9 protein-coding genes are annotated in these 9,591 nt (G+C 38.7%); 3 read left to right on the top strand and 6 right to left on the bottom strand.

Going from position 1 to position 9,591, the window contains the following annotated elements; translation table 11 throughout:
• A partial coding sequence (locus tag MWU82_RS01895; RefSeq protein ID WP_247095022.1) for a hypothetical protein occupies nt 1-329 on the top strand: 329 nt, incomplete at its 5' end.
• Between the two features lie 133 nt (nt 330-462).
• Here MWU82_RS01895 and MWU82_RS01890 read toward each other — a convergent pair.
• Both MWU82_RS01890 and MWU82_RS01885 read right to left on the bottom strand, forming a co-directional pair.
• The gene (locus MWU82_RS01890) at nt 463-1,677 is read right to left on the bottom strand and encodes a site-specific integrase (protein WP_247095021.1); all 1,215 of its coding nucleotides are present in this window, start codon (nt 1,675-1,677) and stop codon (nt 463-465) included.
• A 304-nt stretch (nt 1,678-1,981) separates the two neighbouring features.
• On the bottom strand, nt 1,982-2,494 hold the full coding sequence (locus MWU82_RS01885; RefSeq protein WP_215947877.1) for a VOC family protein: 513 nt from the start codon (nt 2,492-2,494) through the stop codon (nt 1,982-1,984).
• Nucleotides 2,495-2,614: 120 nt separating this feature from the next.
• Here MWU82_RS01885 and MWU82_RS01880 point away from each other — a divergent pair, with 120 nt between their 5' ends.
• Nucleotides 2,615-2,923, top strand: coding sequence for a helix-turn-helix domain-containing protein (locus MWU82_RS01880; protein WP_247095020.1), 309 nt, complete (start codon nt 2,615-2,617; stop codon nt 2,921-2,923).
• A 7-nt stretch (nt 2,924-2,930) separates the two neighbouring features.
• On the opposite strand, the gene bla is transcribed toward MWU82_RS01880, so the two are convergent.
• The 3 genes from bla to MWU82_RS01865 all read right to left on the bottom strand — a co-directional run bounded on the left by bla (nt 2,931) and on the right by MWU82_RS01865 (nt 6,353).
• Nucleotides 2,931-3,734 carry a subclass B1 metallo-beta-lactamase gene (gene bla, locus MWU82_RS01875; RefSeq protein WP_215947876.1) on the bottom strand — a complete coding sequence of 268 codons (804 nt, stop codon included), beginning with the start codon at nt 3,732-3,734 and terminating at the stop codon, nt 2,931-2,933.
• Between the two features lie 479 nt (nt 3,735-4,213).
• Nucleotides 4,214-4,639 (bottom strand): response regulator, encoded by a 426-nt coding sequence (locus tag MWU82_RS01870; RefSeq protein WP_247095019.1) that lies wholly within the window; start codon nt 4,637-4,639, stop codon nt 4,214-4,216.
• Nucleotides 4,632-6,353 (bottom strand): sensor histidine kinase, encoded by a 1,722-nt coding sequence (locus tag MWU82_RS01865; protein ID WP_247095018.1) that lies wholly within the window; start codon nt 6,351-6,353, stop codon nt 4,632-4,634. Before MWU82_RS01865 ends, MWU82_RS01870 begins: the two co-directional genes overlap by 8 nt.
• Before the next feature lie 624 nt (nt 6,354-6,977).
• On the opposite strand from MWU82_RS01865, the gene MWU82_RS01860 reads away from it, so the two are divergent.
• The gene (locus MWU82_RS01860; protein WP_247095017.1) at nt 6,978-7,862 is read left to right on the top strand and encodes a dienelactone hydrolase family protein; all 885 of its coding nucleotides are present in this window, start codon (nt 6,978-6,980) and stop codon (nt 7,860-7,862) included.
• Nucleotides 7,863-7,895: 33 nt separating this feature from the next.
• Here MWU82_RS01860 and MWU82_RS01855 read toward each other — a convergent pair whose 3' ends face one another.
• Nucleotides 7,896-9,521 (bottom strand): sodium:solute symporter, encoded by a 1,626-nt coding sequence (locus tag MWU82_RS01855; protein WP_247095016.1) that lies wholly within the window; start codon nt 9,519-9,521, stop codon nt 7,896-7,898.
• Nucleotides 9,522-9,591 lie beyond the last annotated feature (70 nt).

Raw genomic sequence — 9,591 nt, 5'->3', positions numbered from 1 at the left:
ACGATCTCAAGAACCTTTGGGCGGGCCATCTAATGGAAAGGGGAATGTACGATAGGGTCGCCTTTATGCTGACAGCTGAAAAAGTTTACCCAAACCTCCATTCGGAAATGGTGCATCACCATATGGGCAACGGACTTCGGAAAAGTTTAAATAAGGCACTGGAAAGGAAATCTTCCATCGAACAAAACCGTTTGTTGCGAAAAGGCGTTTATGCCATCAGTTCGTTATTGGGCAATAGGGGCAAAAAAGGGCAAGAGGAGAATTACAATGGGTTCAAGGATGAACTCACGGATTGGTCGAAGTACAAGGGTAAGGGGATTTCAATGTAGCTTTTAAAGAAGTGATTGAGTTATAGAAATTGACACCGCAAAAGGTGCTTTTTTTCGTGGATAGGGAGAAAAATTAAAAATGCGCAAAGTATTAACTTTCCTTTTTTGCTGAACTTTTTGAAACTTTGAAAATTTAGAAATTAATAACCTTTTCTAAAGCATCATCAGTCTCTTTATGCATAAAATTGGCTTGATAATTTATTGTAGTTGTAACGGTGGAATGACGATATAGCTTTTGCAGCATCTGAATAGGAATTCTGTCGCCTGAAATATTGCCAAAACTGTGACGGGCAATGTGCATGGTGAGCTTTTTGTTTATTTTCGCTTTTTCTGCGATATGCACGAGATATTTATTAAATTTTTTGTTGGCGGTTTTTACTTTGTTAAAAATATCTTTCGGATTTTTCAGGTCGGCATTGTTCATTTCAGGAAAAACAAAATCCTCACTGGATCTCCTGTCCTCATCATATCGTCTTAAAAGTGATGTAATTTTCTCTGGTAATTTAAAGGATAACAATTTTTCGTTCTTCCCCATACGATAGTGTAACCGGCCATCATAAATATCGCTCCACTTAATCATAAGAACATCACCAACACGCATCCCTGCAAGATAAAAACTAAACAACCAAACATTTCGCGCATGAGATTGCTGTTCCGTTAAGTCCTCCAAAGCCTCGATTGATTGAATTTCTTCTATGGTAAGCCCAACTTTTTCGGATTCGGGGAATTTGATGCGTATTTTATCCGCTCCAAATGGATACAATTTTCTGTCAACAATTCCTAATCGTATAGCTTTATTGTAAAGGGTTCTAATTACAATTAAGTTGTTAATGACCGAGCGTTGAGATACTTTTCGTGTAGTTTTCAAATAGAGTGAAAAACGACGCAATAAAGCCTCGTCAATTTCTCGAAAACTTAAATCATCATTATCGACAAATCTTATAAAATGACCGACTCGCGCTTTATCGGATGATAAACGCTGTAGTTTATTTGTTTTTTCTAAATTATCTAAATAATTATCGGCAATTTCTTTAAAGCTAGTTTTGGTAAGCGGAGTTGCAATTTCCTCTTTTATCTGTTTTGACGAGATATCATTTTGATGAGTCTGTAAATCAATTAAGGTTTGGTTCGCTTCCGCCAACTTCTTGATTAGAAGATTGTTTAAGCGTATGGAATTGGGATGCGATTTTCGCACCTCGCGATTGCCTTCATCCCAATATTTAATAGCAATGTAATGCCCTATATAAAGATAGGTCGTTTTTCTGTTTTTAGTTATGCGAACCGCTAAAGGAAAAAGACCTTGTTTGTTCGCTTTCTTGCGAAGAGTTACCTTTATACTTGACCCCATACTTTACTATTTATACTAAAGATACGAATTCTAGGTACAACATAGGTACAACAAATGGTGGTTTTTTATGGTTTTATATGGTCTTTATTGTTTTTTGTAAAAATGTAAATAGCTTAATATGAGCTATTTAACTACATATGACATCAAAATACTCTGAATTCAAAATCCAGTTCTTCGGAGTGTGGGTTCGATTCCCACCTCGAGTACAAAGAAAACCCCGTGAATCATATGATTTACGGGGTTTTTCATTTTATACAACTTCTTTAACAGCCAACCAGGGATCAATTATTTTGCCCATAGCCCCCTATTTGGCATAGGCCCCGGAAGAATAGGTGAGTTCATAGCTATGCGTATAGACTTCAAATACAATCCCGAAAGGATCCTCTACATAACACATTTTATAAGGTTTGTCTGCGGGATAATATTCCCTAATGGGCATTCTTTGCTTACCGCCATGGGCCACAATCTTGGCTACCAGCTCCTCAATATTGGGGTCCTGTATGCAAAAATGGAAAAGACCGGTATTAAAAGGATTAAACTCTGGTGCTTCCTTAACACCATGTGGAAAGGAAAACAATTCAATACCAATACCATCCGAGGTTGCCAAATGGGCAATTTCGAATTCCTGCCAGTCCTCCCCAAAAACATCGATACACATTTGACCAATGGCTGTTTCCCTTTCCTTTTTTACTGTGGAGGGCTCCATAATAATATACCAGCCCATCACCTCTGAATAAAATTTTACGGCTTCCTTAATATTTGGAACGGTAATTCCAATGTGAGAAAATGATTTTGGATACGTTTTATTTGTTTTCATGGATTCTATTTTAGACTGCAAAATTAATCTATATTTGCCCTAACAGCAATAACTTACCTAAAAGTAATATAGTTACCTAAACGAGTAAAATGTACATTATCAAGTATTTAAATTAACTTAATGATCAAAAATAATTGTCCCCTGCACTATACCCTGAACCTAATTGGCACAAAGTGGAAGCCTTTAATTCTATTTCATTTATTGGAGGGCCCTTTAAGATCCGGAGTTTTACAGAAGAAAATTTCAGGAGTATCCAATAAAATGTTCACCCAGACCGTGAGGGAATTGGAGCAGGACGGACTAATTGCCCGGAAAGTTTTCCCCGTTGTCCCCCCCAAGGTGGAGTACAGCTTGACCAATAAAGGGAAATCCCTGGAGAATATCTTAAGAAGTATGGATCAATGGGGAGCTTCTTTTTCTAAGGACTAAGACATTTTTATTGGAACAATTTTATGGTATAGTCCAATAATTCTGTTCCACCAGCAATTCCGTGTCCTGGTATTATAATTTTTGCGGCGGGATATTTTTGCTTTATTTTTCTCACGGTATTGGACCACGTCTTTACATTGGCATCTTCCAAATTGCCTTTAGTGGCGCCTACTTCCTTTATGAGGCATCCACCGAAAATGGCATTATCCAATGGAACATAACCTATAACATTATCCTTGGTATGGCCCTCCCCGAAATATTCCACATATACCTTTTTGCCCCCAATATTTAAAGCAAGGCTATCGACAAAACCGTTCATAGGTCTGGAGAATACTTTGTCCTTGGCTCCCAACAATTCTATAGTACTATTGGATGCGTACGCTGGGATATTGTATTTATAGAAGGCTTCCAACCCTCCTACGCAATCTCCGTGAAAATGAGTCGGCACCACTACCTTTATTTCACAATTAAGTTTTTTGGTCACATAGTTTATCAATTCCAGCGAACTTTCATCATCCGTTGGCGTGTCAAAAACAAGCGCTTCATTTTCGTATACCACCAACATCCCATTACAGGCCACCCTGCCAAAATCGTTTGTATTTAAAAATGAAATATGTTGGTAAATATGGTCCGATAGCCGATTAACAATTAAATTATCCGTTTTATAAACTATCGAGCTGTCCGCTAAAGAAGCTTGAGCGGTTTGGGCAACAATTTTCTGATCGGTTCGATTTTGTTTGTTTGAGGTTTCATTACATGAAGCAAGCAATAGGCCTGCAAATGAAAAAACGACTATTAAGTATTTAGCCATAACGGAGATATATCGGAATACTTGAATAGAGCAAATATAGGATACACAATGCTATTATTCATATAAGGAGTTTTCTGTATTGTCCAATTTTCGCAACGCCTAATAAGTAATTTGCCCCAAAAGACCAATCTAGCGGCAGGAGTTGACTCCAAACCGCAGTCAGAATATACATTTTTTTATCGATTTTCAGTTTGTATCAGGGCTTACAAATATTTCCACTCCTGTTGCAGAAGTGAGGAAGGAAAAAAAAGGGATTTGCCAGGACCTTTCCCAATTAGTTATTGCCTGTAAACGGTCCGTAGGACTACCAGGCAGTTATATTAGCGGTTAAATAGAAGCTACAATAAATCTCAGGTGCGCCGACAGCTGTTTCAAAAACGGACATTAGAATTTCCAACCAAAAAAAAAATCTCGGAGCTTTCGTTATTTCACCAGCCCATAAACCAACCTTAGACCAGACTGCTAAAATATATCACCATCTAAAATTGATTATGATACCACTCGTTTGTTGGAAAATGACTAATTAGGTTTTTGATTCCCTCCTTCGATATTGGCTTTACCAAATAACCAGAAAGTTCACTAATCTCTTTGGCCATAGCTATATCGTTAGGATTATTGGACGATGTAAGCAGATATATATTGATATCCTTTTTTATTTCGGTTTGAAGTGATTTATATTCATTGAGAAACTCCCATCCATCCATAAAAGGCATGTTTACATCCAAAAGGATAATATCCGGAAGATTGGTGGCAGCACCCAGGTTCTGTTTTAGGAAATCGATACCCTTTTCACCATCGGAAAAAAACTTAATCCTAATGTCCGGACTTATTTCAGCAATGGTATTCTTCATTATAAACTGAAAAATCTCATCGTCATCGATTAGAAAAAAACTTAAGTTATTCATAGCTGTCAAATGTTATTTTAAATATGGTTCCCTCTCCCAATTTACTGGTTACTTCTATATTGGCATTCAAAGATTCCAACTGTGTTTTCACCAGAAACAAACCCATACCTTTTCCGGATAGTCCACGATGAAATCTTTTATATAATTTAAAAATATCGTTGCCATAACGATTCAGATCCACCCCTACACCATTGTCCTCCACTACTAAAACTTTCTTGTCGTTCTCCCATAAGGTACGGATAAATATGACGGACTTTCTACTGGGATCCCTATATTTTATGGCATTGGATATTAGATTCTGAATTACACTCTGTAAATAAATTTTTGAAAACTTCACTTCTTTCCATGCAGTAAAATCTGTCTTCACTTCTATGGTTTCCAAGTCAAAAGTTTCAACATACAAATCCAAGGTTGTCTCTATCAAAGGTTCCAACGCTATATTTTCCATATTTACCTGGTGGTCATCGTTCAGAATCCTAACGTAAATTAGAAGATCATCCACTAGGGTGTTAATAGCATGGGTTACTTTTTGCAATTTGGGAAAATAACTCTTGGCCTCTTCATAATCCTTGGATTCCTTTAACATGGACACCAAAGCAGAAACGCTTGTAGTAGGAGCCCTTAGGTTATGGGCAACAATATTGTTATACTCCAGAAGTTGTGCATTCCGCAGCTCAAGTTTGCTCTGCATGGCCGCCAAGGAGTTGTTTTTACTTTCCAACTCGGTACTTTTGCTTTCCAGCTCCTTGTTAATTACTTCAAGGGCCTGCATATACTTCCTTTTGGAAGTATCACTTTTTGCTTCAAGAAATGATAGGCAAAAAATAACAGCAATTGCCAATAAATTGATAAGGAATATTGAAAAGATCTCACTTTTCAGCCTAGCATTTAAAATCTCTGAATCCAAATGTTTTAAAAGCAGCCATTTATTATTGGTTTTGATGTCCGCAAATTTATGCTGAAATAAAGGAGTTTGGCCAAGTTCCTTTTTAAAATCCAATTCGGTCTTTATCCACAGATCCCCGTTCCGGAACAAAGATGTAGATTCTTTCATACGCAGTGAATCCGCTAACTCGGGGTGTTCCTCATAAAAGGTAATATTTTGGCTATTGGGAATTAAATGGGCAAACTCTTTTTTACTATCCTTACATATCAGGTAATTGCCAAAACGATCCAACAACATAAAGGAATAAGGATTGTCCTTTTTGAGCAGGTCCAAAAACCTTTCGGCACTAAAATTAATAACCACAATGCCCAATTTGGTGCCTTGAGCATCGAATATAGGCGCTACTCCTCGAATCATTGGCTTATATGGCAAGTCCAATACGCCGTTTTCCTGATTCAGATTTAATGGGGACAAATAAATTTGATCTTTTTCAAGTTCCGTGGTCGCCTGATAATAATCCCTATTGGCCTTGTCCTGTAGGGCCAAACTCTTTACTATTTTACCATTATCCTGTCTATTAAGTCTATATACCTCCTTTCCTGACAAATCAATTAGCCTAAATTGATTATAACTGTCCATACCAATAATAAAATCACCAATTTTCTTTTCTAAATGGGCATTCTGCTCTGGATCAAAATCGCTCTCGCTAAAATTGTATTGCTTCCAATAATAGAGATTGGCTATCATGGGTTTTAGAAGTTCAACGATCAGTTGTTTTTTATTGGAAAGTTCATCTTGCTGTAAGGAAATCAGCTTTTCGTGCTCCATTTTATATAGCCACAAAATCGCCAAAACACTTAATATTAGAATTGGGAGGTAGTACTTGACAAATTTTAATAGTAATCGTTTAAGCAAATTATAAGCTATTAATGGTTAAACCTGGTGTTGGAATCCCAACACTGGCCAATGAACAATAAACTTATTTGGGGGAAAGTCTTAATGGCCAAAATTGCCATTAAACTAGAAATCAAATATAAGTAAAAATAAACCTCAAAAGTCATTTTTAATTTTAAATCATTTTAAGAATTCGCCGTCTAAACCATAATTATAATTAATATACCAAAATTCGTTATATACTAAAACTAGTAATGCAATATTGACTCATAGATATCCAAAGTCCAATAATTTTTGCATTATGGAAATACGACAATTAGCCTGACTTCATAATTATCTTTAAAAGTTAAAACTAATTTCATACTTTTAGTAAGTACTGTTTATTTCAAGGCTTTGTTTTGCTATAAATACATTAAATAAAGCAATGAAAATCAGAAAAATCCTTTAAAAAGCGTCCCTTCCGCATTCCTCCGTAAAGTATGCCACAAGGGAATATTTTTGATCGGATCTGATGGAACCCAAAGACTAGAAAGTACATTCAACCATAAATTAACGCCCATGAAACCATTGAAAAAAGAGGATATTAAACAAGAGGTTTTTGACCTTTATGATGACTATGCCCATAACAGGGTAAGTAGAAGGCTGTTTATGGATAAATTATCCACCTATGCGGTTGGTGGGCTAACGGTAGCTTCCTTACTTAGCTTTATTTCCCCTGATTATGTGAAAAAAATCCAGATAAAACCTAATGATCCCAAATTAAAATCGGAATATATCTATTACGATTCCCCAAAAGGAGGAGGTTCCATAAAGGGTTTGCTTTCTAGACCGGCCGATACCAAGGTAAAACTTCCAGGAATAATCGTGGTCCACGAAAACCGTGGATTGAATCCGCACATAGAAGACGTTGGGCGAAGGGCCGGCCTTGCAGGGTTTATCTCCTTGGCTCCAGATGCTTTGACACCTCTTGGCGGTTATCCCGGCAATGACGATGATGGTCGCGAATTGCAAAGCAAGCGAAATCGAGATGAGATGTTGGAGGATTTTATCGCTGCCTTTGAATATTTGAAAGCCCACCCGGAATGCTCCGGCAAGGTTGGTGTGGTAGGATTTTGTTTTGGAGGTTGGATTTCCAATATGATGGCGGTAAAGGTTCCTGGTTTAGGAGCTTCCGTTCCTTTTTACGGCGGACAGCCAACAGAAGATATTGAAAAAATAAATGCCCCATTATTGCTCCATTTTGGCGAATTGGATACACGCGTTAACGAAGGGTGGCCGGCCTATGAAGAAGCTCTAAAGAAACATGGCAAGGAATATAATGCCTATATATACCCTAAAGCAAACCACGGCTTTCACAATGATACCACACCCAGGTATGATCGTGAAGCTGCCGAATTGGCTTGGAAACGCACCATCGATTTTTTTAGGAAAAAACTAGCTTAAAATCTGGGACATAAAAAAGAGTTTAGGCGATCACTACAATGATAGCGTACTAAACGATATCATAATATACAGCACAATGAGCACCACCAACACCGAAGCCACTATATCCCAAATAGTATAGCTCGACTTGTTGTCCGCTTTTTGTTTTGCCGTAACCGTTCCAAAGGTTAGGCCGGACAATTGCGCTGCGGAAGGGGCCGGATAAAACATACTCACTATAACAGCAATGGCCACACAGAGGGCAAAGAAATAGGCAGCAAATACCAACCAGTTCACATCAGCGAGGTTAAAAAGAAAACTTCCCTCGGAAAAACTGGATTTCATGATTTCCAAGGTCAGTTTGGAAAATCCTATGATCAATCCGCCTACCAAAGTAGCGATTGCTCCATTGGCATTAATGCGCTTATAAAAAATCCCCAAAAGAAACACCGCCGTAATCGGTGGGGAAATATAGGCCTGTACATTCTGCAGGTATTCGTATAAGCCGTCCGAGAGCCTTGTAATTACAGGTATCCACAACAGTCCCAGCCCAACTACGAAAAAGGTTGCCGTCCTACCGGTTTTTACCAATTCCTCTTCAGGTTTATTGGGTTTCAGCTTTTTATAGATATCCAAGGTAAACAAGGTGGAGCAGGAATTAAATACGGAAGCCAAGGAACTCATCAGGGCAGCCAACAATCCCGCAGCTACCAAACCACGGAGGCCGGAAGGCAGAAGATTGCTCATTAATACCGGAAAGGCCTCATCCGGACTGTTCCAGTCCAATTTCCCTTGCATTTTAAGCCCCAAGGCTACCACCCCAGGTATAAGAAAAAGAAAAACCGGCATCAGCTTTAAAAGTGCTCCAAAGATACTTCCACGCCTGCCTGCCTTAATACTTTTGGCAGTAAGCACCCGTTGCACGATTACCTGATCTGTACACCAATACCAGATTCCCACAATGGTACTGGTAAGAAATAATGGAAGCCATGGATAATCCGGGTCCGAATTGGGCCGCCACATATTAAAATAATCCACTCCTATGGTTTCCTTCAGCTCTCCCCAGCCCCCTACAGCCTCAAGTCCCATAAAACTAAGGATTCCTGCCCCGAGCACCAACACAATGGCCTGTATGGTCTCGGTATAGACTACAGCACGCATTCCACCCAAAATGGTATACAGACCCGTAAGTGCCACGGTTGCCACCGCACCGATCCAAAAGGGTATTCCCAACAAGGCAGAGACCACTACTCCACCTGCATAAATGGTTACGGAAACTTTGGTAAGTATATAGGCTATTAAAGACACTATGGAAAGTACCCATCTGGAGCGGGCATCGAAACGCTTTTCCAAAAACTCGGGCATTGTAAATACCCCGCTTCTGGCATAAAAAGGTAAAAACACCCAACCCAACATTAAAACAATCCAGGCGTGGAGCTCATAAATCAATAATGGCATCTTATCGCCTGCCCCGTTGCCGGCCAATCCAACTACATGCTCGGACCCAATGTTTGAGGCAAAAATGGAAGCCCCAACCATAAACCACCCAATGTTTCGTCCGGCCAAAAAATAATCCTCTGTATTCTTTTGCTTTTGTTTTATTACCCACCAGGCAACCCCAAGCAATATCACAAAATAGGAGCTGATCACCACCCAATCCAGTGTGTCCAATCCTTTCATTCTAATTTAATTTGGTTTCGTTGGTTTATATTATTGGCAATTTTTTTAGATAGAAATGGCTGGAACTTAT

The organism is Arenibacter sp. S6351L, assembly GCF_023016025.1.
GTDB lineage: Bacteria > Bacteroidota > Bacteroidia > Flavobacteriales > Flavobacteriaceae > Arenibacter > Arenibacter algicola_B.
Note: the sequence above shows the minus strand (reverse complement) of the source record. Positions and strands in the feature narration are given on the sequence as shown.

Coding starts and splice junctions, on each gene's coding strand:
- MWU82_RS01890 (WP_247095021.1), bottom strand. CDS start 1,677: ATGGGGTCAAGTATAAAGGTAACTCTTCGCAAGAAAGCGAACAAACAA.
- MWU82_RS01885 (WP_215947877.1), bottom strand. CDS start 2,494: ATGAAAACAAATAAAACGTATCCAAAATCATTTTCTCACATTGGAATT.
- MWU82_RS01880 (WP_247095020.1), top strand. CDS start 2,615: ATGATCAAAAATAATTGTCCCCTGCACTATACCCTGAACCTAATTGGC.
- bla (WP_215947876.1), bottom strand. CDS start 3,734: ATGGCTAAATACTTAATAGTCGTTTTTTCATTTGCAGGCCTATTGCTT.
- MWU82_RS01870 (WP_247095019.1), bottom strand. CDS start 4,639: ATGAATAACTTAAGTTTTTTTCTAATCGATGACGATGAGATTTTTCAG.
- MWU82_RS01865 (WP_247095018.1), bottom strand. CDS start 6,353: ATGGAGCACGAAAAGCTGATTTCCTTACAGCAAGATGAACTTTCCAAT.
- MWU82_RS01860 (WP_247095017.1), top strand. CDS start 6,978: ATGAAACCATTGAAAAAAGAGGATATTAAACAAGAGGTTTTTGACCTT.
- MWU82_RS01855 (WP_247095016.1), bottom strand. CDS start 9,521: ATGAAAGGATTGGACACACTGGATTGGGTGGTGATCAGCTCCTATTTT.